The sequence below is a fragment of the Pseudomonas sp. R9.37 genome, from assembly GCF_963878885.1.
In the GTDB taxonomy this organism is placed as follows: domain Bacteria; phylum Pseudomonadota; class Gammaproteobacteria; order Pseudomonadales; family Pseudomonadaceae; genus Aquipseudomonas.
This window is the reverse complement of sequence record NZ_CAWNZA010000048.1, coordinates 250,152-274,201: the sequence shown is the minus strand read 5'-3', so window position 1 is coordinate 274,201 and position 24,050 is coordinate 250,152. Positions and strand designations below refer to the sequence as shown.

The window sequence follows — 24,050 nt, the reverse complement described above, 5'->3', positions numbered from 1 at the left end:
GCACGCAAGGTGAACGTTAGACGACGCGCATCAAGGCCCGCGCTGTTTTTTTCCCAGCCATTGAATCCACGCCCCGCTGACCCTAGACTCCGGCGATGCGTTTACGTCATATCGAAGTGATTCAGGCCATCTTGCAGACCGGACACCTCGGCACGGCCGCCGAGTGGTTGCAACTTCCCGTGGGCGATGTAGACGCAACGCTCAGGGATGCCGAGCAGCAACTGGGCTTCATGCTGTTTGCCAGTGTGCGCGGGCGTTTGCAAGCGACGCGCGAAACACTCGAACTGCAGGTACACATCAGTCACCTCTATGAGGCGCTGGAGCCGGTGCAACGCCTGGCCAGCCGCTTGAAACTCCACCATGCTCCGGCCTTGCGCGCGCTGTGCACCCCGCCGCTGGCCAATCAGTTGCTGCCGCAAAGCATCGCCGTACTGCGCCGGCGCTTCCAGGACACGCCGTGCAACCTGTCGAGCCAGCCGACCCGCGAGATTGTCAGAAGCCTGCTGCTGCACGAAGCCGATGTGGGCCTGAGCCTGCATGACCCGCAGCACCCGCAAATCCAGAGCAGCGTGTTGGCCGAGGGCAAGTTGCAATTGCTCGCGCCCCATGGCTGGCTGAAACCCAAACAAAAGTACATCGCCCTGCAGGACCTGGCCGGGCAATCGCTGATCGGGCTTGAAGGGCATGACCCCTTGAGCCGCGTGCTGGATGCCAAGCTGCAGGCCCTGCGCCCGCTGCCGGTGGTGCAGACGCGGGTGCAGACCTACCAGATGATGCGCAGCATGGTGGAAGCCGGCGAAGGCCTGGCGATTGTCGACCCGTTCACCGCGTCCGGTGCACGCGAAGCTGGGCTGGATGCATGCCCGGTGTCGCCGCCGATCATGGTCAGCCTGTACGCACTGACTCTCAGGGACGCCCAGACGTCACCGGCACTCAATGCGTTGCTGGACATTGTCACGCAGAAGGCCGATAGCCTGCTGGCGAGTTAAACCTGTTCGAGTTCAGTCTTGAACAACCGGTACCAGAAAATCGCCACTTCACGCGTCTGCGGATCGATGCCGCGATAACGCAGCTGATCAATCCCGCCCATCACATAACCGCAACGCTCATACAGTCGGCAGGCGCCGAGGTTGTTGTTCTGGGTTTCCAGCATCATGCCCGGCAGGTTTTTCTTGCGACTCCAGAACTGCGCCACGTCCAGCAAGGCCTTGGCCACCCCATGACGGCGCGCAGGCAAGGCCACCGCCAGCTCATCGACGTGGGCAAAGCCGTTCCAGTTGGTGCTGACCACGATATGACCCACCGCACGGTCATCCAGATACGCCATGAAGATCGCGCTGTCGGGCGCATCGCGAAAACTGGCGAATTCCTCCGGGTCGATGCCATAACATTTGCGGTACGGCAGGATGCGCTCAACGGCCCACTGGTCGACGCGTGTGCCCATCTCCGGTACGCCGTAGGCACTGACTTCAAAACTGAAATCATTGCCCCACACGTAGGCATCAAAACCTTCGTCGGCGACCCGTACGCTGAGCCCCGGGTACTTCGGGTTCATTACAGCTTGCATAAACATCCTTTACCCTTTGATGCAATCGACGGTGTAACAACGACCACTGCCGTCGTCTTCGTGTTGCAATCCATGAACATCGGCGACAAAACCGGGAAAACTGCTATCGAACGTCCTCGCGAACGCCAGGTAGTCAATGATCGATCGGGTCGACTCGGTAAAGCGCTCACCCGGCATGATCAACGGAATGCCCGGCGGATAGGGCACCAGCATCACGGCTGCGATGCGACCTGGCAAGGCGTCAATCGACACCGCCTCCACTTCACCCCTGACCAACTGGTCGTAGGCGTCAGCCGGTTTCATCGCGATTTCCGGCAACACCGTGTACATGCGCTTGAGGTGTTTGGCCGTGGCATTGCTGCGATAACAGCCGTGAAGCTGATCACACAGGTCGCGCAAACCGAGGTTCTGATAGCGCGCCGGCCCTTGTTTAAACACCGAGGGCAAGCAACTGGCCAGGCTGACATTGGCGTCGTAATTGCGCTTGAACTCCAGCAGTTCGGTGAGCAAGGTACTCCATTTGCCTTTGGTGATGCCCATGGAAAACAGCACAAGGAAGGAATACAGGCCGGTTTTTTCCACCACCAGCCCACGCTCCCAGAGGAACTTGCTGACCACTGCAGCGGGAATCCCGCAGTCGCTCAAGGCGCCGCCGGCGTTCAGGCCGGGCATCACCAGGGTCACTTTGATCGGGTCAAGCAGCACATAATCTTCGGCCACATCGCCAAAACCGTGCCAGTCGTCCTGCGGATGCAACAGCCAGTCCGCGGTGACAACCCGGTCGATACCCGCTACCGAAGGTGGCTGCCAGATGGAGAACCACCAGTCCTCGGCAGCGATGTGCTGGCGCAGGTTGGCCAGGGCGCGCCGAAAACTCAACGCCTCATCAAACATTTCCTGCAGCAGTGAACGCCCGGCGGGGCCCTCCATCATCGCCGAGGCCACGTCCAGCGATGCGATGATGCTGTACTGCGGCGAGGTGGAGATATGCATCATGAACGCTTCGTTGAAACGATCACGGTCCAGCTGCCGCGCGCCGCCGTCCTGCACATGAATCATCGAGGCCTGGCTGAAGGCCGCCAGCAGCTTATGGGTTGAGTGCGTGGTAAACACCAGAGGGCTGTCGGGCGTGCGTGAAGTGCCCATGCCGTAACGCCCGGCAAAGAACTCGTGAAACGCCGCGTAGGCGTACCAGGCCTCGTCAAAATGCAACACCTCGACACTGTTGCCCAATTGTTGCTTGATCAGCTCGGCGTTGTAGCACAGGCCGTCATAGGTGGAGTTAGTGACCACCGCCATCTTCACTTTCGGTGGCCGGCCACGCGTCAAAGGGCTGGCTGCGATTTTGGCGCGGATCGACTCGGGGCTGAACTCGCTCAAGGGGATCGGGCCGATGATCCCCAGTTCGTTACGTTCCGGGCACAGGTACAGCGGGATCGCACCGGTCATGATGATCGAGTGCAGCACCGACTTGTGGCAGTTGCGGTCCACCAGCACCAGGTCGTCCCGGCCGACCATGGAGTGCCAGACGATCTTGTTGGCCGTGGAGGTGCCGTTGATCACAAAGAACGTATGATCGGCGCCAAAGTTACGCGCGGCACGGGCCTCGGCTTCGGCCAACGGCCCGGTGTGATCGAGCAGCGAGCCGAGTTCCGGCACCGACACGGACAAGTCCGAGCGCAGCGTGTTTTCGCCGAAGAACTGATGAAACGCCTGCCCCACCGGGCTTTTACGATACGCCACGCCGCCACCATGGCCGGGCGTGTGCCAGGAGTAATTGGAGTCGGCGGTGTGTTGCACCAGGGCTTTGAAGAAAGGCGGCAACAAGCCATCCAGGTAAGCGCGCGCCGCGCGAGCCACTTGTCGGGCCAGAAACGGCACGGTGTCTTCAAACAGATAAAGAATGCCGCGCAACTGGTTGAGCTCACTCATGGCATCGGCGGGCGCGTTTTCCAGCGTGACTTGCTCGCCCAGGGCAAAGATCGGCAGGTTGGGCGCCCGCACCCGCGCCAGGCGGATCAGTTCGACCATGTTTTGCAACAGGTGAGTATTTTCCCCGGCACCTTCAGCGGCGATCAACATACACGCCAGCCCGTGATGGGTAGAAGCGACCAGGCGGCCTTCGGCGTAATCCACTGCAGAAAAAATGCTGAAGCCTTCTTGTTCCAGTTCTTGGGCGATACCTCGAACCCGGTCACCGGCAACGGTGTCGGCCTTGATATCACGGTGCACAATCAGAACAGGAAACTTCAGGTCTTTGTACATGAGTGCGGGCAGTCCCCAGGGCTATGTACTCAGGGTAGAAGCTGGGAGCGGATGTGGCGAATGAAGATTTCCAAGGCGCTGCAAATCAATCGTGGGAGCTGGCTTGCCTGCGATGGCGATGGATCAGTCACAGATAGGTTGGCTGGCCTGCCGCTATCGCAGGCAAGCCAGCTCCCACATTTTTTAACCGTGTTCGACCGAGGCTATTGCTGGGTCAGCTGCGACCACAACGCCGGCGCACCCGCCGACTTGGCAATCGCTTCCAGACGCGCCGCGTGCTCAGCCAGATCCTGCTCACTGGCACGGATGATGGTGGTCGGCTTGCGATCAGCCGGCAGGCGGCGGATTTCTGAAGGGCGATTACCCGAACCTTCTGCCGAGCCGGTGCCGTCGGAGGCATTACCGGCCAGGGACAGGCTGGTTTGCCCGCCGGTCATGGTCAGGTAAACGTCGGCCAGAATCTCGGAGTCGAGCAAGGCGCCGTGGAGTTCACGGCCGGAGTTGTCGACGCCGTAGCGTTTGCACAAGGCATCCAGGCTGTTGCGCTGGCCTGGGTGACGCTCGCGCGCCATCATCAAGGTGTCGAGGATCGAGCAATGCTGGGAAATATCCGCACGCTCGGTCTGCCCCATCAGGGCAAATTCGTTATTGATGAAGCCGACGTCGAACGCCGCGTTGTGGATGATCAGTTGGGCGCCGTTGATGAATTCGAAAAACTCGTCGGCCACTTCGGCGAAGCGCGGCTTGCCCTTGAGGAACTCATCGGTGATGCCGTGGACGCCGATCGCGCCCTCGTCACTGTCACGGTCCGGTTGCAGGTAGACGTGGAAGTGACGCCCGGTAAGACGGCGACCTATCAATTCGACACAGCCGATTTCGATGATCCGGTGACCATCGGTCACCGGCATGCCGGTGGTTTCGGTATCGAGTACAACAGATCGGATGGCCATCAGGGTTCAGCTCTCAACGGTGGTATGCAGTGTGGTGTGCGTCAAAGGGCGCGATGTTAACACGTCAGTCGGCTCAGCTCTGTTTGTAGCCGCGCACTTCATCCACACCCCGGTTGGCCAGTTGGTCGGCGCGCTCGTTGCCGGGGTGACCGATGTGCCCACGCACCCATTTCCAGGTGATGTTATGGCGATTGCATTGCTCATCGAGCAACTGCCAGAGGTCGGCATTCTTCACCGGTTCCTTGGCCGCGGTTTTCCAGCCGCGCTTTTTCCAGTTGACCATCCACTCGTTGATGCCCTTCATCACGTACTGCGAGTCGGTCACCAACAGCACGTCGCAACGGCGCTTGAGCTCTTCCAGGCCACGAATGGCACCCATCAGCTCCATGCGGTTGTTGGTGGTGTTGGCTTCGCCGCCCCACAATTCCTTCTCCACGCCCTTGCACACCAGCAAGGCGCCCCAGCCGCCGGGGCCGGGGTTGCCTTTGCAGGCGCCATCGGTGAAGAGTTCTACGCTATCGGTCATCGGTTGCATCCATCAAAACGGGCTGGCGATCATCGACCGACAGTATCCCGAGGCCGAAAAATTCGGCGGGTCATCAAAAAGAGGTTTACGGTTCGCTTTGCTTGCGATTGACCTTGGCCATCGGCATCGGCACCAGCTTGCCCATGGGCTGGCGCAGCACCTGACGCACCGGCCGCAGCCCGACCACGATCTTGCGCGCGACCAATAAATAGAAGCCGCCACCCGACAATTGCCAGGCGCCCGCCCGGCGCTCCCAGCCCGCCAGACGGCCTTGCCACTTGGCCGACGCAAGCGGCGGACGATAGCACCCGAAGCGGCGTTTCTCCAGCGCAAAGCCCAGCAGGTTCAGCCAGTCGCCCACCCGCGACGGCGAGATGCAGCGTGCCTGGCGCAGGCCATCATGGGCAAACACATGGCGAAGGCCCCAGCTGCTCCAGGGGTTGATGCCGACAATCAGCAAATGGCCCCCAGGGCGCACACTGCTCGCGGCTTCGCGCAACAAACCATGGGGCGACAGGCAAAAATCCAGGCCATGCTGCAACACCACCACGTCGGCGGCATGCTCGCTCAAAGGCCAGGCCTGCTCCTCGCAGACGATCTCCACACCCGGCAACGGCGCACCGAGGCGCACATTGCGCTGCACCTGCGGCGCAGAAGGCGGCGTCTGCGCAGACGGGCCGTAATGCACCAGATAGCCACCAAAGAAGCGGCCCAGCTCGTCTTCGAGCATGCGCCGTTCTTCATCCAGCAAAAATTGCCCGATCGGCCCGGACAGCCATTCACGGGCTGCGCCGATCAGGGCCAGCCACTCAGGATCGGCCTGGGCGAACGCTTTATCAGTCATTGCATTCTCCAACTCGCCTAGACGTTCTAAGATGCACCAATGTGTTCAGCTTGGCGAATCGAAGAATGATACAGATCAGTGCCCTACCCGCCTTCACCGACAACTACATCTGGTTGTTACAAGACCCGCACACCCAGCGCTGCGCCGTGGTCGACCCCGGCGATGCCGCGCCGGTACTGGCCTGGCTCAGGCAAAATCCGCAGTGGGCCCTCAGCGACATCCTGATCACCCACCATCACCATGATCATGTCGGCGGCGTCGAGCAACTCAAACGTGTGACAAACGCCAAGGTCTACGGCCCGGCAAACGAGAACATCCCGGCGCGGGACGTCGCATTGCAGGACAACGACCGCATCAGCGTACTGGGCCTGGACTTCGACGTTTATAGCGTGCCGGGCCATACCCTCGGCCATATCGCCTTTTACCATCAAGGCCTGCTGTTTTGTGGCGACACGCTGTTTTCCGCCGGTTGCGGCCGTCTGTTCGAAGGCACGCCGCAACAGATGTACACCTCGCTGGAACGCCTCGCCGCCCTGCCAGCCGAGACCCTGGTGTACTGCACCCACGAATACACACAAAGTAACCTCAAATTTGCCCAGGCGGTGGAGCCTGACAACGGCGATATCGCCGAACGGGTCGAACAGGTCAAGCAATTGCGGGCCCGCGGCGAGATGACGCTGCCGTCCAATCTCGCCCTGGAAAAACGTACTAACCCTTTTCTTCGTACCGCCGAAACATCCGTTAAACAAAAAGCGGACGAACGGAATGGGCGCGATAACCGCGCTGGGGCCGAGGTGTTTGCTAGCTTGAGGGCGTGGAAAGATAAGTTCTAAGCGGATGCAATCTGATACGGATTTTCTGAATGGTTGACCGGAACCAAAGCGCTTTCTAGAATCGCCCGACATTTTTGCCCGGAACTTACTTCCAGCCAATGTCGTCATCTATTCGTAAATCCATTTCTTCAGACGCATTGACCCGCCTGGCTCAAGCCGTGGCGGTGGCTGTGTCCGCTACTCTGGCGGGCTGCCAATCGACTCATTTCGCTGCACAATCCACCGTGCAACCCAAACCCAATCTTGCCGCCAAGATCAAGCAAAAACCTATTTGGCTCTCAGAGAAGCCCAGCCCCGAAGTCCCCCAGGATGTCTGGGAACGCATGCGACGGGGCTTTCAATTGCAGGACGGCCTGGGCGTCAACCCGCGCATCGAGCAACAGCGTTTGTGGTTCGCCAGCAACCCGTCCTTTTTGGAGAACGCCGGAGAACGCGGCAGCCTCTACATTCATTACATCGTCGAACGCCTTGAAGAACGCAACATGCCCCTGGAGCTGGCGCTGCTGCCAGTGATTGAAAGTGCCTACAACCCAATGGCCTACTCGCGCAGCGATGCAGTCGGCTTGTGGCAGTTCATTCCCTCCACCGGGCGTTACTTCAACCTGCGTCAGACCCGCGCCTACGACGGGCGCCGCGACATCACCGCCTCCACCACCGCCGCCCTGGACTACCTGACACGCCTGCATGACATGTTCAACGGCGACTGGTTGCTGGCCCTGGCGGCGTACAACGCCGGTGAAGGCACGGTCAGCCGGGCCATCGAGCGTAACGAAAAGCTCGGCCTGCCGACCGACTACTGGAACCTGCCCCTGCCCCAGGAAACCAAAGACTACGTGCCCAAGTTCCTGGCATTGTCCCAGGTGGTGCTGGCCCCCGAGGCCTATGGCGTCAACCTGAACCCGATCGCCAACACCCCGTACTTTGAAGTGGTTGAAGTCAAGCAAAGCATGGACCTGTCACGGGTTGCCGCGCTGGCTGAAATCGATGAAGACGAACTGTTCCAGCTCAACCCGGCCCTGAAACAACGCACCACCCTCGACGGCCCCCAGCACTTGCTGGTGCCGAGTTCCAAGGCGCATCTGCTTACCAGCACGCTTTCGACGATGAAGCCCGAAGAACTGCTGGCCATGCGCCCGAAAAAGCAGGTGTTCGACGAAGTCGAGACCGCGCGCGTGGCCGGGCGCAGCCGCAGCTACAAAGTGCGCAATGGCGACAACCTCACGCTGATCGCCAAGGCGAACAGGGTCGATGTGCATGACCTGCAGCGCTGGAACAAGCTCAACGGCCAGGCCCTCAAGGTCGGCCAGACCCTGGTGATGCAGGACACGCGCAAGCTGGTGGCCAAGGCTGACAGCAAGAAGCCGGTGCAGTACAAGGTCAAAAAAGGCGACTCGCTGTACATCGTCGCCAAGCGCTTCAACGTTGAGATGCAACATCTCAAGCGTTGGAACCCGCGCACGGGCCAGGCACTCAAGCCAGGCCAGATGCTGGTGGTTTCCGGGCCAAGGTAAACCTGCGTAAGCGCTGGCCTGTGTGGGAGCTGGCTTGCCTGCGATGCAAACACCTCGGTGCATCCGTTGCACCGAGGTGTTTGCATCGCGGGCAAGCCCGCTCCCACATTTGCTCTGCACACCGTTCAAACCCTTATCGGCCCCTGACCGGGGGCTTTCCAACAGCCTTTTTCCAGCCGGAACAAGCTGTTACTGTACCGATCATAAAGCCCAAGCCGCCTGGATCGGATCTCTGACTTGAAGCGTCCCCTCCTTCTACTAATAAGTCTGGCCTTGAGCTTTGCGGCGAACGCGACAATTACCGAGAGCCACGGTTATACGCAGTTCGGCACGCTCAAGTACCCGGCCAAATTCACCCACTTCGATTGGGTAAACCCTGCAGCGCCAAAAGGCGGGACACTGCGGGTCATGGCATTTGGCACCTTCGATACGCTCAACCCCTACACCTTCAAGGGCTCAAGCCCGGTTTCCACGCCCAATTTCCTGCAATACGGCGTCAATGAGCTGAACGAGCCGTTGATGGTCGGCACCGGCCAGTACGCGCCGTCCGGCGATGAGCCCACCTCCAGCTACGGGCTGATCGCCCAGTCGGTGGAGTACAGCGAGGACCGCAGTTGGGTGGTGTTCAACCTGCGCCCCGAAGCACGTTTCCACGATGGCAAGCCGATCACCGCCTATGACGTGGCGTTTTCCTATCGCACCCTGCTGACCGAAGGCCACCCGCAATACCGCACCAACCTGCAGGAAGTGGCGCGGGTCGATATCCTCAACCGTCATCGCATTCGTTTTGTGTTCAAGCGCGCCGGCAACCCGCTGCTGATCCTGCGCCTGGGCGAACTGCCGGTATTGCCCCAGCACTACTGGAAAAACCGCGACTTCAAGGCCACGACCTTCGAGCCACCATTGGGCAGCGGGCCCTACCGCATCACCAAGGTCACGCCTGGCCGGCAGCTGGTGTTCGAACGGGTCAAGGATTACTGGGGCAAAGACCTGCCGGTGAACCAGGGTTTCTACAACTACGATAACGTCGAGGTGGAGTTCTACCGCGACAGCGACGTGGCCTTTGAAGCCTTCAAGGCCGGCGAATTCGATATCTATATCGAGCACCAGGCCAAGAACTGGGCCACCGGCTATAACTTCCCGGCGGTCAACCGCGGCGACGTGATCAAGGCGCAGATCGCCCACCAGATCCCGACCCAGAGCCAGGGCCTGTTCATGAACACACGGCGGCCGACCTTCGCCCAGACCAAGGTGCGCGAGGCCCTGGGGTTGATGTTCGACTTTGAATGGACCAACCGCACCCTGTTCAGCAGCGCCTATAAACGCACCCTGAGTTACTACCCCAACAGCGAGTTTTCCGCGACTGGCGTACCGGTGGGCCATGAGTGGCTGATGCTCTCGCCGTACCGCGACCAGTTGCCGCCCAACCTGTTTACGCAAGCCTTCAGCCTGCCGCAGACCGACGGTCGCGGCATTCCGCGCCAAACCATGCGCCGCGCCCTGGCCTTGCTGGGTGAAGCCGGCTGCAAGCTGTCGGGACAGCGCCTGCTCAACAGTGACGGGCAACCGCTGCGCTTCGAAATTCTGCTGGTCAACCCGAATCTGGAGCGCATCCTGCAGCCGTATGTCGAGAACCTCATCAGCATCGGCATCGACGCACGCCTGCGTACCGTTGACCGGGCGCAATACAAACAGCGCCTGGATCAGTTCGACTTCGACATGATCCTGATCACCCTCAACCAAACCTTGAGCCCAGGCCTTGAGCAGTGGCAGTACTTCCACTCCAGCCAGGCCAGTATCAAGGGCAGCAAGAACTACGCCGGCATCGCCAACCCGGTGGTCGACCGCCTGCTGGAACAACTGCTGGCGGCGCAGACCCGCGAAGAACAACTGGCCGCCGGCCGCGCCCTTGACCGGGTGCTGCTGTGGCAGCACTACAGCATTCCCAATTGGTACCTCAACTATCATCGCTTGGCGTACCGCAACCGGTTCGCCTTTGTCACCACGCCGCCTTACAGCCTGGGCCTGAGCGCGTGGTGGCTGAAAGCTTCGGAGAAAGCCCAATGATGAAATTGCGCACCGCATTCCTGAGCAGCCTGTTGCTGTGCAGCGCGGCCAACGCCGCGCCGCAACACGCGTTGACCCTCTACAACGAGCCTCCCAAGTACCCCGCCGACTTCAAGCACTTCGACTACGTAAACCCCGAGGCGCCCAAGGGCGGCACCTTTCGCGAATCGAGCATGGGCGGCTTCGACAGCCTCAACCCCTACATCAGCAAGGGCGTGCCCGCAGACAACCTGCCGTTGATCTACGACACCCTGGCCATGCAAAGCCTGGACGAGCCTGTGACTGAATACGGGCTGGTGGCCGGCAAGATCGAAAAGGCCCCGGACAACAGTTGGGTGCGGTTCTACCTGCGCCCCGAAGCGCGCTTTCACGATGGGCACCCGATCCGCGCCGAAGACGTCGTCTTCACTTTCCAGACCTTGCTCAAGGACGGCTCGCCGCTCTACCGCACCTACTACGCCGACGTTGATGAAGTGGTGGCCGAAGACCCGCTGCGCGTGCTGTTCAAGTTCAAGCGCACCAATAACCGTGAGTTGCCACTGATCCTCGGCCAGTTGCCGGTATTGCCCAAGCATTTTTGGGCCACCCGTGACTTTGCCAAGGGCAACCTGGAAATACCGCTGGGCAGCGGGCCGTACAAGGTGGCGCAGGTCAAGGCCGGGCGCATGGTTCGCTATGAACGCGTCAAGGATTACTGGGCCAAGGACCTGCCGGTCACCCAGGGTTTCTACAATTTCGATAACCGCATCACTGACTATTACCGCGACAGCACCGTGGCGCTCGAAGCCTTGAAAGCCGGGCAATTCGACTACTGGCTGGAATTCAGCGCGAAGAACTGGGCCAACGCCTACAACATCCCGGCCGTCACCGAAGGAAGGCTGATCAAGGAAGAAATCCCCAACGGCAACCCCACCGGCATGCAGGGTTTTGTGTTCAACACACGCAAGCCGATGTTTCAGGATGTGCGGGTGCGCAAGGCGATCAGCCTGCTGCTGGATTTCGAGTGGAGCAACAAACAGCTGTTCAACGGCGCCTACACGCGTACCCGCAGTTACTTTGAAAACTCGGAAATGGCCGCCACCGGCCTGCCCGGGCCGGATGAAACGGCAATCCTGGAACCGTTTCGCGACAAGCTCCCCGCCGAAGTCTTCACCCAGGCGTTCGCGCCTGCCAAGACCGACGGCAGCGGCATGATCCGAACCCAGCAGCGCGAGGCCTACCAGTTGCTGCAAGAAGCCGGCTGGAAGATCGTCGACGACAAGATGGTCGACACCACCGGCACACCGGTGACCATCGAGTTTCTGCTGACCCAGACCGACTTCGAACGCGTATTGCTGCCGTTCAAACGCAACCTGGCGGACCTGGGCATCAATCTGGTGATCCGCCGCGTTGACGTCTCGCAGTACATCAACCGCTTGCGCTCACGCGACTTCGACATGCTGGTGGGCAGTTTCCCGCAGTCGACCTCACCGGGTAACGAACAACGGGAATTCTGGGCGTCTTCCAGTGCCGACAAACCCGGCAGCCGCAATTACATGGGCCTCAAGGACCCGGTCATCGACCAACTGGTCGAAGAGCTGATCGATGCAGACTCGCGTAAAAGCCTGGTGGCCCACGCCAAAGCCCTCGACCGGGTATTGCAGTTCGGCTACTACGTGATCCCCAACTGGCACATCAAAACCTTCCGTGTGGCCTATTGGGATCACTTGGGCCACCCCAAAGTCTCGCCACGCTACGACGTCGGCACCGCGACCTGGTGGGCCAAACCTGACGTAAAACCAGCCGTAACCCTGGACACAAGCGCCGATCCGGCGAGCGGAGGCGATTAAATGCTGGCTTATATTGTTCGCCGTCTGTTGCTGATTATCCCCACGCTGTTCGGGATTTTGCTGATCAACTTCATCATCATCCAGGCCGCTCCCGGGGGGCCGGTGGAACAGATGATCGCCAAACTCGAAGGGTTTGAAGGCGCCACCAGCCGCATCGCCGGCGGCGGTGCCGAAGTGTCGGTGGCCGGTTCCAGCTACCGCGGCGCCCAGGGCCTGGACCCGGCGCTGATCAAGGAAATCGAGCAGATGTACGGCTTCGACAAATCGGCGCCGGAACGGTTGTGGATCATGGTCAAGAACTACGCCCGACTGGATTTCGGCGACAGCTTCTTTCGTGACGCCAAAGTCATCGACCTGATCAAGGAAAAGATGCCGGTGTCCATTTCCCTCGGGTTATGGAGCACGCTGATCATGTACCTGGTGTCGATTCCGCTGGGGATCGCCAAGGCCACGCGCCACGGCAGTCACTTCGACGTGTGGACCAGTTCGGCGATCATCGTCGGTTATGCGATCCCGGCGTTCCTGTTTGCGATCCTGCTGATCGTGGTGTTTGCCGGCGGCAGCTACCTGGACTGGTTCCCCCTGCGCGGGCTCACCTCGAACAATTTCGACGAACTGAGCTGGAGCGGCAAGATCCTCGATTACTTCTGGCATTTGGCCCTGCCCGTCACAGCGCTGGTGATCGGCAACTTTGCGACCATGACGCTGCTGACCAAAAACAGCTTCCTTGACGAGATCAACAAACAGTACGTGGTCACCGCCAAGGCCAAGGGTCTGACCCACCACCGCGTGCTCTACGGCCACGTGTTTCGCAACGCGATGCTGTTGGTGATTGCCGGCTTCCCGTCTGCCTTTATCGGTATCTTCTTCACCGGCTCGTTGCTGGTGGAAGTGATCTTCTCCCTCGACGGCCTGGGCCTGATGAGCTTTGAAGCAGCGATCAACCGCGACTACCCGGTGGTGTTCGGCACGCTGTTTATCTTCACCTTGCTGGGGCTGGTGGTGAAACTGATCGGCGACCTCACTTACACCCTGGTCGATCCGCGTATCGACTTTGCCAGCCGGGAGCATTGAGATGAACCTGTCCCCCCTCAATCGCCGTCGGTTCGAGCGTTTCAAGGCCAACAAGCGTGGCTGGTGGTCGCTGTGGCTGTTCCTGATCCTATTCGTACTGAGCCTGGGCGCGGAGTTGATCGCCAACGACAAGCCATTGGCCGTGCACTTCGACGGTGACTGGTACTTCCCGGCACTCAAGCGCTACCCGGAAACCGCCTTTGGCGGCGAATTCCCGCTGGAGGCCAACTACAAGAGCCCGTACATCCAGGAACTGCTCAAGGCCAAGGACGCCTGGACGCTGTGGGCGCCGATCCCGTTCAGCTACCAGAGCATCAACTACGACCTGAAAGTGCCGGCCCCCGCCCCGCCCTCTTCGGTCAACCTGCTGGGCACCGATGACCAGGGCCGCGATGTTTTGGCGCGAGTGATCTACGGGTTCCGCGTGTCGGTGCTGTTCGCCCTGACCCTCACCGTGCTCAGCTCAATCATCGGCGTGATCGCAGGCGCCTTACAGGGGTTCTACGGTGGCTGGGTCGACCTCGCCGGGCAGCGCTTTCTGGAGATCTGGTCCGGCTTGCCGGTGCTGTACCTGTTGATCATCCTCGCCAGCTTTGTGCAGCCCAACTTCTGGTGGCTGCTGGGGATCATGCTGCTGTTTTCGTGGATGAGCCTGGTCGATGTGGTGCGTGCCGAATTCCTGCGCGGGCGCAACCTTGAATACGTGCGCGCGGCTCGCGCGCTGGGCATGCAGAACGGCGCGATCATGTTCCGGCACATCCTGCCCAATGCCATGGTGTCGACCATGACCTTCATGCCGTTCATCCTCACCGGCGCCATCGGCACCCTCACCGCGCTGGATTTTCTCGGTTTCGGCCTGCCAGCCGGCTCGCCGTCGCTGGGCGAACTGGTGGCCCAGGGCAAATCCAACCTGCAAGCGCCGTGGCTGGGCATCAGTGCCTTTGCCGTACTGGCGATCATGTTGAGTTTGCTGGTGTTTATCGGCGAGTCCGCTCGCGATGCCTTCGACCCGAGGAAATGAGATGAATCAGGACAATCTGATCGAAGTTCGCGACCTGTGTGTCGAGTTCGTCACCGGCGACCATCACCACCGGGTGGTCAATAACGTCAATTTCGATATCAAACGCGGCGAAACCCTCGCCCTGGTCGGCGAAAGCGGCTCGGGCAAATCGGTCACTGCCCACTCGATCCTGCGCCTGCTGCCCTACCCGCTGGCCCGCCACCCGGCCGGCACCATCACCTATTCCGGGCAGGACTTGCTGACGCTCAAAGAAAAAACCATCCGGCATATTCGCGGCAACCGTATTGCGATGATCTTCCAGGAGCCGATGACCTCGTTGAACCCGCTGCATTCGATTGAAAAGCAGATCAACGAAGTGCTCGGCCTGCACAAGGGGCTCACTGGCAAGGTCGCCACCCGGCGCACCCTGGAACTGCTCGAGCTGGTGGGCATTCCCGAGCCGCACAAGCGCCTCAAGGCCTTGCCCCACGAGCTGTCCGGCGGCCAGCGGCAGCGGGTGATGATCGCGATGGCCCTGGCCAACGAACCGGAGTTGTTGATCGCGGATGAACCGACCACGGCCCTCGACGTGACGGTGCAGTTGAAGATTCTTGAGCTGCTCAAGGAATTGCAGGCGCGCCTTGGCATGGCGTTGTTGCTGATCAGCCATGACTTGAACCTGGTGCGGCGCATCGCCCACCGCGTGTGCGTGATGCAGAAGGGTTGCATCGTCGAGCAGGCTGACTGCGAGACGCTGTTCCAGGCGCCCCAGCACCCTTACACCCAGGAGTTGCTGGCGGCGGAACCCAGTGGCGGGCCGGCGACCAATGACGTCGGGCCGCCCTTGCTGGAGGTTGATGACCTGAAGGTGTGGTTTCCAATCAAGAAGGGCTTTTTGCGTAACACCGTGGATTACGTCAAGGCGGTGGACGGTATCAATTTCAGCCTGCCCCAAGGGCAAACCCTGGGCATTGTCGGCGAGAGCGGTTCGGGCAAATCCACCTTGGGCCTGGCAATTCTGCGTTTGATTGCCAGCAAAGGTGGGATTCGTTTTGAGGGCCAGCAGTTGGACCGGCTGACTCAGCAGCAGGTGCGCCCGTTGCGGCGGGAAATGCAGGTGGTGTTTCAGGACCCGTTTGGCAGCTTGAGCCCGAGGATGAGTGTCAGCGAGATTGTTGGCGAGGGATTGCGGATTCACAAGATGGGCACGGCTGTTGAGCAGGAGGCCGCGATTATTGCGGCGCTGCGTGAGGTTGGGCTGGATCCGGAGTCGCGGCATCGTTATCCGCATGAGTTTTCCGGGGGGCAGCGGCAGCGGATTGCTATCGCCCGGGCGTTGGTGCTCAAGCCACGCCTGATTTTGCTGGATGAGCCGACGTCGGCGCTGGACCGTACGGTGCAGCGGCAGGTGGTGGAGTTGTTGCGCAGTTTGCAGGCCAAGTACAACCTCACTTACCTGTTTATCAGCCATGATTTGGCGGTGGTGAAGGCGTTGAGTCACCAGTTGATGGTGGTCAAGCATGGGCAGGTGGTGGAACAGGGGGAGGCTTCGGCGATTTTTGCTGAGCCGCAGCATGTTTATACGCGGCAGTTGTTGGAGGCGGCGTTTTTGGTGCCGGCTGGGGTACGGGCGTGACGGGGTGTATATCCGTTATTGGGTGATGGCTGAGATGGGTTCCGCCCTTACGGCGGGTCACTTTGGAAAAGCCCCAAAGTAACCAAAGGGCTCTTGCCCCACCACTCGGCACCTCGCCTGGGCTCGGTGTGCCCTCACTCCGGCTTGAATCCGTTGGCCGCCGTGACGGGCCATCCATGGCCCAACACGGCTAACCCGGCGTCCTGCCGGGTTACCCACGGATTCAAGCCTGCGTTCGGCCAGCGTGGTTTAACGGGGCGCCTAAGATCAAGATCAAAAGCAGATCAAGATCAAAAGCAGAGCACGGCGGCCTGGTAGCCGACCTGAGTGGTTAGATCAAAAGCGGACGCGAGGCGGCCTGACAGCCGACCTGATCTTGGAAGCTGAACTCAATCAAAGGTGGGAGCTGGCTTGCCTGCGATGGCATCGGCTGGTTGTGTCTGATAGACCGAGGTGCCTGCATCGCAGGCAAGCCAGCTCCCACAGAAAAGCCAAGCACTGCGGTGCTAGCAGCTCAACTCGGTCAACTTGTGGGAGCGGGCTTGCTCGCGAAGGCGGTGGGTCAGTGACACATGAGCTGACTGAACCACCGCCTTCGCGAGCAAGCCCGCTCCCACATTTAGATCTCTGTGCATCAGACAAAGAGGTGTTGCTGTGCTGTTGCCCTGCTTTTGCTTCTACCACTCAGGTCGGCTACTAGGCCGCCGTGCTTTTGCTTTTGCTTTTGATCTTGCTTTTGATCTGACAGGCCCCGTCAACCACGCTGGCCGAACGCAGGCTTGAATCCGTGGGTAACCCGGCAGGACGCCGGGTTAGCCGCGTTGGGCCATGGATGGGCCGTCGCGGCGGCCCACGGATTCAAGCCGGAGTGAGGGCACACCGAGCCCAAGCGAGGGGCCGAGTGGTGGGGCAAAGACCTTTTGGTTACTTTTGGCTGGGCCGGCATTCCGGGCGTTTGCCAAAAGTGACCCGCTGTAAGAGCGGAACCCTAAGCCGCCGTTACCGCAGCAACGGATATGCACTCACTCCCACAGCACAAACCAAAGCCCACCCCTCACTTCATACTCGTAAACGCAAGCTTCACACCAATCGCAATCAAAACCGCCCCCATGGTCCGATCAAACCAATGCCCCATCCGCGCAAATCCCGCGCGTACCCGCTGCTGACTGAACAACATAGCCACCAGGCAAAACCACAACGCCGTCGCCACCGCCAGGTACACACCGTACCCAGCCTGGATCGCCAGCGGCGTGTGCGGGTTGATCACCACAGTAAACAGCGACAGGAAAAACAGCGTGGCCTTGGGGTTCAAACCATTGGTCACAAACCCCGCTGTAAACGCCGCACGCGGAGTGCGCTCACCCACTTCAGGCCGCAACTCGCCCTCGGCAACCGGCTTGGCCGGCTGCGCACGCAACGCTTTGAAACCGATGTACAACAAGTACGCCGCCGCCGCCCACTTCAGTGCGTTAAACAGCACAATGGACTGCGACACGATCAAACCAATCCCCAGCAGCGAATAGCCCACGTGCAGGAAAATCGCCGAGCCCACACCCAAAGCGGTCCAGGTGCCGGCGCGACGGCCATGGGTCACACTCTCGCGCACCACCACGGCGAAATCCGGGCCGGGGCTGGCCACCGCCAACAAGTGAATCAAGGCTACGGTCAAAAACTCGGCGGCGTACATGCTCACTCCATTAAGTAACTGATTATTTCATCTGATAGGCTCGGCAGATTACGCCTTCGAACCCTGTCGCAAAAGGTACAGTTGATGACGAACAATCGCCGCGCCGTCTTCCTTGATCACCCGTCCCTGGACCTGGGGGACCTGGACCTCAGCGAATTGCGCAACAGCTTCAGCGACCTGCAGCTTTACGCGCACACCACGCCGCAGAATGTGGTCGAACGCCTGCAAGGCGCTCAAGTGGTCATCAGCAACAAGATCGCGCTGAATACCGAAACGCTGCAAGCCTGCCCCGAACTCAAGCTGATCCTGGTATCGGCCACCGGCACCAACAACGTCGACCTCGCCGCCGCCCGCGCCCACGGCATCACCGTGAGCAACTGCCAGGGCTACGGCACGCCGTCGGTGGCGCAGCATACGATCATGTTGCTGCTGAACCTGGCGACGCGTCTGAAGGACTATCAACGCGACGTCAGCGCCGGCAAATGGCAACAAGCCAAACAGTTTTGCCTGCTGGATTACCCGATTGTCGAGCTGGAGGGCAAAACCCTCGGCCTGCTCGGCCACGGCGAACTGGGCAGCGCCGTCGCGCGCCTGGCCGAAGCCTTCGGCATGCGCGTGGTGCTCGGCGCGATTCCGGGCCGCCCTGCCCGCGCTGACCGCGTGCCACTGGATGAACTGCTCGCGCAAGTCGACGCGCTGACCCTGCACTGCCCGCTCAATGAACACACCCGCGACTTTATCGGCGCCCGCGAATTGGCGCTGCTCAAGCCCGGCGCGTTTATCGTCAACACCGCGCGCGGTGGCTTGATCAACGAACAAGCCCTGGCGGACGCGTTGCGCAGCGGCCATCTGGGCGGTGCGGCCACCGATGTGCTGAGCGTGGAGCCACCGGTAAACGGCAACCCGCTGCTGGCCGGCGACATTCCTCGCCTGATCGTGACGCCCCACAACGCCTGGGGCAGTCGCGAAGCGCGGCAGCGCATCGTTGGCCAACTGGCGGAAAACGCCCGCGGCTTTTTCAACGGCACCCCGCTGCGCGTCGTCAGTTGATAAACTGCGCCCCTTTTCAAGGAGCAGACCATGGATCCGCGCAGTGAAGTACTGCTTCGTCAGGCCGAACTTTTTCAAGGCAACCTGCTGCTGGTAGGTTTGCCCGCCGACGACTTGCTCGGCCGCCTGCCCAATGCCCACGGCTGGAGCTGGCATGCCGGCGACCAGGCGGCGCTCGACGCACGCTTCCCCGAACGCAGCCATTTCGGCGTGAACGTGCCCGAACGCGGGTTTGATGCGGCGGTGATTTTCCTGCCCAAATCCAAGGACCTCACCGATTACCTGCTCAACGCCGTAGCCGCACGCCTGCCCGGCGCCGAGCTGTTTCTGGTCGGCGAGAAAAAAGGCGGTATCGAAAGCGCCGCCAAGCAGATGATTCCGTTCGGCAAGCCCCGCAAGCTCGACAACGCGCGGCACTGCCAGCTGTGGCAGGTCACCGTGGCCAATGCCCCGCAAGCGGTCGAACTGCAAAGCCTGGCGCAGGTGTTTGAAGTACCGCTGGCCGAAGGGCCGCTCAAGGTGGTGAGCCTGCCGGGCGTGTTCAGCCACGGTCGCCTGGATCGCGGCACCGAGCTGTTGCTTGCACACCTGGACAAGTTGCCCAGCGGGCACTTGCTCGACTTTGGCTGCGGCGCCGGCGTGCTGGGCGCTGCGGTCAAGCGTCGCTACCCGCACAACACGGTGACGATGCTTGACGTGGATGCGTTCGCCGCCGCCAGCAGCCGCCTGACCTTGGCGGCCAATGGCCTGGAAGCCGAGGTGTTGACCGGTGACGGCATCGACGCTGCGCCGATGGGTTTGAACGCGATTTTGAGCAACCCGCCGTTCCATGTCGGCGTGCACACCGATTACTTCGCTACGGAAAACTTGCTGCGAAAAGCGGCGAAACACCTGGCAAAAGGCGGCGAACTTCGCTTGGTGGCCAACAGCTTCCTCAAGTACCAACCGCTGATCGAAGAGCACTTGGGCGTGTGTGCAATCAAGGCCGAAGGCAACGGTTTTCGCATTTATGGTGCCAAACGCGGCTGATGGCTTTTTGAAAAAGAAGGCTTGCCGAATGGATTTTGCCTAGGCAGAATCCGCTCCGTCCTAGGGGAGTAGTCTCCCACGAGCGCCACGCTCGTCCGGCATACGTCAACATACTTGGTCAGCAGACCATGGCGTATGCGACCCAGGAGTCCGCACAGACGGACCGGGGTTTGACAAGACCTATGACACGCACACCTTACCCGGGGCGGGAAGGCTGTACGTGTCATAGCCGTGTCGACCCGCCCCTGGAAACTTACCTGATGCTGGATTCATTACTCGTTCCTACCGCAATCGTTGCCTTGGCCGAAATCGGCGACAAGACGCAACTGCTCGCGCTCATCCTTGCTGCTCGCTTCCGCAAACCCTGGCCCATCATCGCCGGCATCGTCGCCGCGACCCTGGCCAACCATGCGGCTGCCGGTGCCGTGGGCGCCTGGTTCGGCAGTTTCTTCTCGGATGCGGTGTTGCACTGGATCCTCGCGGCGAGCTTCTGCGCTACGGCGCTGTGGACCCTGGTGCCGGACAAACTTGACGACGACGAAGCCAGTACCACGCGCAAGTTCGGCCCGTTTCTGACCACGCTGATTGCGTTCTTCCTCGCCGAGATCGGTGACAAGACGCAGATCGCCACGGTGATGCTGGCGGCGCAATACCCTGAGCTGTGGCTGGTGATTATCGGCACCACCCTGGGCATGCTGATTGCCAACGTGCCGGTGGTTCTGGCGGGGAATTTCGCCGCGGAGAAACTGCCGCTGACCCTGATTCGTCGACTGGCGGCTACGGCGTTTTTCGTTCTGGCAGTGGTGGCGGTGTACAAGGCCATGCAAAGCAGCGGCTGGATCTAGACCTGTAAACCCCATCCAATGTGGGAGCTGGCTTGCCTGCGATAGCATCAACTCGGTATTTCTGAAGGACCGAGCCGCCTGCATCGCAGGCAAGCCAGCTCCCACAGGGGTCCGCGTTAACTCAGGATTTTTTGGCCTGCTGGTAAAGCGGCATTACTTTCGGAATCGCCGCCTGCAATGAGGCGATCCGGCTGTCGGAGGCCGGGTGCGTGCTCATGAACTCCGGTGGAGAACCTTCCGACGCCTTGGCCATCTTGTTCCACAACGTGATGGCCGCGTTCGGGTTGTAACCGGCCCGAGCCGAGAGCTCCAGGCCGATCAGGTCGGCTTCGTTTTCATTGGCGCGGCTGTTGGGCAGCGTCATGCCGTAGTTGGCCACCGTATCGGCCAGCGCCAGGCTGTCCTGGCCCAGACCGAACAAGGCACCGGCGCCCTGCTTGGCCATCTCGATGCCGTAGGCCTTGGACATGGCTTCACGGCCGTGTTCGCGCAAGGCGTGCGCGATTTCATGGCCCATCACCGCGGCCAGTTCGTCATCGGTGAGCTTGAGGTTGTCGATCAACGCGCTGTACACGAAGATCTTGCCGCCAGGCCCGCAGTTGGCGTTCATCTCATCACTTTTGATCAGGTTCACCTCCCACTTCCATTGCGCCGCATCCGGGCGAAAGGTCGGCGCCTGGGCGATCAGTCGATTGGCGATGGCCTGCACGCGCTTGGCGTTGGCACTGGTTTTATCGAGCATGCCTTTGCCGCTCGCCTCACCCAGCGTCTGCTGGTAGGACTGGGCATACATCTGGTCGACTTCCTGGCTCGACAACATGCTGAACATGTACTGCTTGCGCTCTACCCCGACGGCGCCGCCGCTGGTGGTGTTCACCGACTGGCAACCCGCCAGCAGCATCGCCGCAACCAACCCACTTACCGCCAATGACTTCTTCATGAACACGCTCCCTGAAAACATGGCGCGTATCCTAGGCGCTCATGTGTATCGGCGCCAGATACAACAGACGTGTAACCGCTAACTTTCAGATACATCCCACATGCCCACAGCGGCGGCCAACAGTCCATTTGCGACATCCGGCACTATTTCACCCGCCGAGCCTTAAGCCTCCCGAGCCCGTGGCCGATACACAAAGGCAGCCCACCTGCCCCTGCGCCCGGAGCTTTCATGAAATTCAAGTCGATTCAGTTTTCTGTCGCAGCACTGACCGGGGCCATCGTGCTGAGTGTGGTCGCCGTTTTGGTGCTCTACGCGGTGTTCGCCGGCGCGCGCACCCAGGAACTGGTGCAGGAACGCACCCAGGCGCAGTTCGAGCAGATCATCGAGCAACGGCTCACCGCCCTGGCGCAAACCCAGGCCACGTTGATCCAGCGTGAATTGGAAGCACCCTTGGTGACCGCCAAAGGCCTGGCCACGGCCAACGCCCTGCTCGGCATGAAAGACGCCAAGGGCGAACCGGCCTTGCAAGTGGGCCGCGAACAACTGATCAACCTGTTGCACGAAACCGTGGTGCGCAACCCGAAAATCCTCGGCGCCTATATCGGCTGGGAACCCAATGCGATCGACCATAACGACGCCGCCTACGTGAACACGCCGATCGTCGGCATGGCCGCCGACGGGCGCTTCCTGCCGTGGTGGTACCGCAACGCCGATGGCAGCCTGGGCCTGGACAAACTCGCCGACGTCAACGACCAGAACATCCTCGCCACCGGCGTGCGGGCCAGTGAGTACTACCTGTGCTCCAAAGAGAGCAAGAAGCCCTGCGCCATCGACCCTGCGCCTTACAAGGTCGGCAATGCGATGGTGATGCTGGCCTCGTTTATCGAACCGATCATGATCGACGGCGCCTTCCAGGGTATCGTCGGCGCCGACCTGTCGGTGAACTTCATCCAAGACATGCTCACCCGCGCCGACCAGAACCTCTACAACGGCGCCGGCGAACTGGCGCTGATTTCCAGTAACGGTCGCCTGGTGGCCTACACCAAGGACGCGAGCAAGCTGGGCGAAAAAGCCGCTGACTTGCTCGACAGCAACGCGCTGGCCAATCTCGGCCAGTTGAAAGTCGGCGAAGTGCGCTACGACATCGATAAGGAACACGGGCATATCGAGCTGTTCCTGCCCTTCAACATCGGCCAGGCCGAAGCGCGCTGGACCTTGATGCTGCAACTGCCACTGAGCGCGGTGATGGCCGATTCGCAAAAACTGCAAAGCGACCTGCAAGCCCAGCGCAAGACCGACACCTTCGGCATGGCCATGGTGGGCCTGTTGATTGCCGGCCTCGGCTTGCTGGTGATCTGGCTGGTGGGCCACGGCATCGCCCGCCCCCTCAAGCAAATGGTGGCCATGCTCAATGACATCGCTCAGGGCGAAGGCGACCTGACGCGCCGCCTGACCAGTGACCGGGCCGATGAACTGGGCGCGATTGCCACCGGCTTCAATACTTTCCTGATCAAGCTGCAGGGCATGATCACCCAGGTGGTGAGTTCGGTGCAGAAGGTCAGCGATTCGTCGGAGCACACCGCCGACATCGCGATTCGCACCAACCAGGGCGTGCACAAACAGATGGTCGAGATCGACCAGGTGGCCACTGCCGTGCATGAGATGACGGCCACCGCCCAGGACGTGGCGCGCAACGCCACCCAGGCCGCGCAAGCCGCCAGCCACGCTGACCAGGCCGCAAGCCAGGGCATGCGCATCGTGCGTGATACCTCGACGTCTATCGGGGTATTGGCGCAGGAAATCGGTAAAGCGGTGGGCGTGGTGCAAACGCTGGCCAAGGACAGCGAGAACATCAACGCGATCCTCACAGCGATTCGCGGGATCGCCGAGCAGACCAACCTGCTGGCGCTTAACGCCGCCATCGAGGCAGCGCGGGCCGGCGAGCAAGGCCGTGGTTTTGCGGTGGTGGCAGATGAAGTGCGCAACCTGGCGCAGAAGACGCAGAAGGCCACCGAAGAAATCCAGACCATGATCCAGCAGTTGCAACAAGGCACGCGCGATGTGGTTAAGGTGATGGAAGACAGCCAGAACCGCACCGATGAAAGCGTGCAGCATGCGGCGAAGGCGGCCGAGGCGCTGGAGACGATCACTCAGGCGGTGTCGGTGATCAACGACATGAATACCCAGATCGCCAGCGCCGCCGAGGAGCAGAGCGCGGTGGCCGAGGACATCAATCGCAATGTGATCAATATCGGCCAGGTGGCCAATGAAGTGGCGGGCGGCGCGGATGAATCGAGCGCAGCCAGTGCGGAGTTGACCAAGCTGGCGGAGCAGCAGCGGCGCTTGATCAATCAGTTTAAGGTTTAGGAATTGGCGGTGGTCTTCAGGCCGCTGTCG

General features: G+C 60.8%; 19 protein-coding genes and 1 riboswitch. Of the genes, 12 read left to right on the top strand and 7 right to left on the bottom strand.

Annotation, left to right across the window (positions count from 1 at the left end):
• Positions 1–95: 95 nt before the first annotated feature.
• The gene (locus AACU78_RS27345; protein ID WP_106578718.1) at positions 96–989 is read left to right on the top strand and encodes a LysR substrate-binding domain-containing protein; all 894 of its coding nucleotides are present in this window, start codon (positions 96–98) and stop codon (positions 987–989) included.
• Here AACU78_RS27345 and AACU78_RS27340 read toward each other — a convergent pair.
• The 5 genes from AACU78_RS27340 to AACU78_RS27320 form a co-directional block, all read right to left on the bottom strand.
• Complete coding sequence (locus AACU78_RS27340) at positions 986–1,567, bottom strand: GNAT family N-acetyltransferase (RefSeq protein WP_106578717.1); 582 nt, start codon at positions 1,565–1,567, stop codon at positions 986–988. The genes AACU78_RS27345 and AACU78_RS27340 overlap by 4 nt on opposite strands.
• Before the next feature lie 9 nt (positions 1,568–1,576).
• Positions 1,577–3,832 carry an Orn/Lys/Arg decarboxylase N-terminal domain-containing protein gene (locus AACU78_RS27335; RefSeq protein ID WP_106578716.1) on the bottom strand — a complete coding sequence of 752 codons (2,256 nt, stop codon included), beginning with the start codon at positions 3,830–3,832 and terminating at the stop codon, positions 1,577–1,579.
• Between the two features lie 203 nt (positions 3,833–4,035).
• Positions 4,036–4,776 (bottom strand): DNA polymerase III subunit epsilon, encoded by a 741-nt coding sequence (dnaQ, locus tag AACU78_RS27330; protein ID WP_164487980.1) that lies wholly within the window; start codon positions 4,774–4,776, stop codon positions 4,036–4,038.
• A 79-nt stretch (positions 4,777–4,855) separates the two neighbouring features.
• A complete protein-coding gene (gene rnhA / locus AACU78_RS27325) occupies positions 4,856–5,308 on the bottom strand; it encodes a ribonuclease HI (RefSeq protein ID WP_029291380.1) in 453 nt (150 codons plus the stop codon).
• An 85-nt stretch (positions 5,309–5,393) separates the two neighbouring features.
• Positions 5,394–6,152: a class I SAM-dependent methyltransferase gene (locus tag AACU78_RS27320; protein WP_106578714.1), complete on the bottom strand. Its 759-nt coding sequence runs from the start codon at positions 6,150–6,152 to the stop codon at positions 5,394–5,396.
• Positions 6,153–6,217: 65 nt separating this feature from the next.
• On the opposite strand from AACU78_RS27320, the gene gloB reads away from it, so the two are divergent.
• From gloB to AACU78_RS27285, 7 genes are all read left to right on the top strand, one after another.
• A complete protein-coding gene (gene gloB / locus AACU78_RS27315) occupies positions 6,218–6,985 on the top strand; it encodes a hydroxyacylglutathione hydrolase (RefSeq protein ID WP_106578713.1) in 768 nt (255 codons plus the stop codon).
• A gap of 98 nt (positions 6,986–7,083) precedes the next feature.
• A complete protein-coding gene (locus AACU78_RS27310; protein ID WP_106578712.1) occupies positions 7,084–8,496 on the top strand; it encodes a transglycosylase SLT domain-containing protein in 1,413 nt (470 codons plus the stop codon).
• Positions 8,497–8,733: 237 nt separating this feature from the next.
• Complete coding sequence (locus AACU78_RS27305) at positions 8,734–10,563, top strand: extracellular solute-binding protein (RefSeq protein WP_106578711.1); 1,830 nt, start codon at positions 8,734–8,736, stop codon at positions 10,561–10,563.
• Entirely contained in the window at positions 10,560–12,392 is a 1,833-nt protein-coding gene (locus AACU78_RS27300; protein WP_106578710.1) for an extracellular solute-binding protein, read from the top strand. Before AACU78_RS27305 ends, AACU78_RS27300 begins: the two co-directional genes overlap by 4 nt.
• On the top strand, positions 12,393–13,466 hold the full coding sequence (locus tag AACU78_RS27295; protein ID WP_106578709.1) for a microcin C ABC transporter permease YejB: 1,074 nt from the start codon (positions 12,393–12,395) through the stop codon (positions 13,464–13,466).
• 1 nt (position 13,467) lies between these two features.
• Positions 13,468–14,487, top strand: a complete 1,020-nt coding sequence (locus tag AACU78_RS27290; protein WP_106578708.1) for an ABC transporter permease — start codon at positions 13,468–13,470, stop codon at positions 14,485–14,487.
• Position 14,488: 1 nt separating this feature from the next.
• The gene (locus tag AACU78_RS27285) at positions 14,489–16,102 is read left to right on the top strand and encodes an ABC transporter ATP-binding protein (protein ID WP_106578707.1); all 1,614 of its coding nucleotides are present in this window, start codon (positions 14,489–14,491) and stop codon (positions 16,100–16,102) included.
• Positions 16,103–17,156: 1,054 nt separating this feature from the next.
• On the opposite strand, the gene AACU78_RS27280 is transcribed toward AACU78_RS27285, so the two are convergent.
• Positions 17,157–17,789: a LysE family translocator gene (locus tag AACU78_RS27280; protein ID WP_106578706.1), complete on the bottom strand. Its 633-nt coding sequence runs from the start codon at positions 17,787–17,789 to the stop codon at positions 17,157–17,159.
• A gap of 84 nt (positions 17,790–17,873) precedes the next feature.
• On the opposite strand from AACU78_RS27280, the gene AACU78_RS27275 reads away from it, so the two are divergent.
• The 3 genes from AACU78_RS27275 to AACU78_RS27265 all read left to right on the top strand — a co-directional run bounded on the left by AACU78_RS27275 (position 17,874) and on the right by AACU78_RS27265 (position 20,713).
• Complete coding sequence (locus tag AACU78_RS27275; protein WP_106578705.1) at positions 17,874–18,839, top strand: 2-hydroxyacid dehydrogenase; 966 nt, start codon at positions 17,874–17,876, stop codon at positions 18,837–18,839.
• Positions 18,840–18,869: 30 nt separating this feature from the next.
• Entirely contained in the window at positions 18,870–19,868 is a 999-nt protein-coding gene (locus tag AACU78_RS27270; protein ID WP_106578704.1) for a class I SAM-dependent methyltransferase, read from the top strand.
• A gap of 50 nt (positions 19,869–19,918) precedes the next feature.
• A riboswitch (yybP-ykoY riboswitch) is annotated at positions 19,919–20,040 on the top strand.
• Positions 20,041–20,128: 88 nt separating this feature from the next.
• Positions 20,129–20,713 (top strand): TMEM165/GDT1 family protein, encoded by a 585-nt coding sequence (locus AACU78_RS27265; protein WP_016974259.1) that lies wholly within the window; start codon positions 20,129–20,131, stop codon positions 20,711–20,713.
• 121 nt (positions 20,714–20,834) lie between these two features.
• Here AACU78_RS27265 and AACU78_RS27260 read toward each other — a convergent pair whose 3' ends face one another.
• Entirely contained in the window at positions 20,835–21,653 is an 819-nt protein-coding gene (locus AACU78_RS27260) for a M48 family metallopeptidase (protein WP_106578741.1), read from the bottom strand.
• A 228-nt stretch (positions 21,654–21,881) separates the two neighbouring features.
• On the opposite strand from AACU78_RS27260, the gene AACU78_RS27255 reads away from it, so the two are divergent.
• The gene (locus AACU78_RS27255) at positions 21,882–24,020 is read left to right on the top strand and encodes a methyl-accepting chemotaxis protein (RefSeq protein WP_106578703.1); all 2,139 of its coding nucleotides are present in this window, start codon (positions 21,882–21,884) and stop codon (positions 24,018–24,020) included.
• The last annotated feature ends 30 nt before the right edge of the window (positions 24,021–24,050 follow it).

Bases quoted from the DNA above. Each gene is read 5' to 3' on its own strand.
- AACU78_RS27310 (WP_106578712.1), top strand. From the start codon at position 7,084: ATGTCGTCATCTATTCGTAAATCCATTTCTTCAGACGCATTGACCCGC.
- AACU78_RS27275 (WP_106578705.1), top strand. From the start codon at position 17,874: ATGACGAACAATCGCCGCGCCGTCTTCCTTGATCACCCGTCCCTGGAC.
- AACU78_RS27320 (WP_106578714.1), bottom strand. From the start codon at position 6,152: ATGACTGATAAAGCGTTCGCCCAGGCCGATCCTGAGTGGCTGGCCCTG.
- AACU78_RS27345 (WP_106578718.1), top strand. From the start codon at position 96: ATGCGTTTACGTCATATCGAAGTGATTCAGGCCATCTTGCAGACCGGA.
- AACU78_RS27265 (WP_016974259.1), top strand. From the start codon at position 20,129: ATGCTGGATTCATTACTCGTTCCTACCGCAATCGTTGCCTTGGCCGAA.
- AACU78_RS27270 (WP_106578704.1), top strand. From the start codon at position 18,870: ATGGATCCGCGCAGTGAAGTACTGCTTCGTCAGGCCGAACTTTTTCAA.
- AACU78_RS27260 (WP_106578741.1), bottom strand. From the start codon at position 21,653: ATGAAGAAGTCATTGGCGGTAAGTGGGTTGGTTGCGGCGATGCTGCTG.
- AACU78_RS27280 (WP_106578706.1), bottom strand. From the start codon at position 17,789: ATGTACGCCGCCGAGTTTTTGACCGTAGCCTTGATTCACTTGTTGGCG.
- rnhA (WP_029291380.1), bottom strand. From the start codon at position 5,308: ATGACCGATAGCGTAGAACTCTTCACCGATGGCGCCTGCAAAGGCAAC.
- AACU78_RS27285 (WP_106578707.1), top strand. From the start codon at position 14,489: ATGAATCAGGACAATCTGATCGAAGTTCGCGACCTGTGTGTCGAGTTC.
- gloB (WP_106578713.1), top strand. From the start codon at position 6,218: ATGATACAGATCAGTGCCCTACCCGCCTTCACCGACAACTACATCTGG.
- AACU78_RS27295 (WP_106578709.1), top strand. From the start codon at position 12,393: ATGCTGGCTTATATTGTTCGCCGTCTGTTGCTGATTATCCCCACGCTG.
- AACU78_RS27255 (WP_106578703.1), top strand. From the start codon at position 21,882: ATGAAATTCAAGTCGATTCAGTTTTCTGTCGCAGCACTGACCGGGGCC.
- AACU78_RS27340 (WP_106578717.1), bottom strand. From the start codon at position 1,567: ATGCAAGCTGTAATGAACCCGAAGTACCCGGGGCTCAGCGTACGGGTC.
- AACU78_RS27335 (WP_106578716.1), bottom strand. From the start codon at position 3,832: ATGTACAAAGACCTGAAGTTTCCTGTTCTGATTGTGCACCGTGATATC.
- AACU78_RS27300 (WP_106578710.1), top strand. From the start codon at position 10,560: ATGATGAAATTGCGCACCGCATTCCTGAGCAGCCTGTTGCTGTGCAGC.
- AACU78_RS27290 (WP_106578708.1), top strand. From the start codon at position 13,468: ATGAACCTGTCCCCCCTCAATCGCCGTCGGTTCGAGCGTTTCAAGGCC.